Below are 382 nucleotides of genomic sequence, written 5' to 3' on the forward strand. Positions count from 1 at the left end.
GAACCAGGATGCGCACGAAAGGGAGTTGACCGATGAACCCCGAATAGAGAAGAAGTTTCCCGAAGCTGCCTCCTTCAAGATGAGCTTCTCCAAAGTCAGGTCGGAGATCGCCCGACGAAGGCGCTGGTTTTCTGTCTCCAGGGACTTCAGCCGCTTGACCTGGTCACCCTTCAGGCCGCCATATTTGGAGCGCCAGCGGTAATACGTGACCTCAGTCACCTCAATGAAGCGGATTGCTTCGGCGACCTTGCGACCTTGCGAGACCAGAACATCAACTTGGCGCAGCTTGGCGACAATCTCTTCAGCCGTGTGCTTCTTCCGTCCCATGACAACATCCTCCACATGGCTCGAAGCCATACCTCAGGGAGGACCACTTTTCAGG

General features: G+C 55.8%; 1 protein-coding gene. It reads right to left on the bottom strand.

Translation table 11 applies throughout. The features are described from left to right. Positions 1–327, bottom strand: a 327-nt coding sequence (locus ASF18_RS03400) for a transposase (RefSeq protein ID WP_156649619.1), incomplete at its 3' end; no start/stop codon positions are given. Positions 328–382: the final 55 nt, after the last annotated feature.

It is taken from the genome of Methylobacterium sp. Leaf89, from assembly GCF_001422215.1.
Taxonomy (GTDB): domain Bacteria; phylum Pseudomonadota; class Alphaproteobacteria; order Rhizobiales; family Beijerinckiaceae; genus Methylobacterium.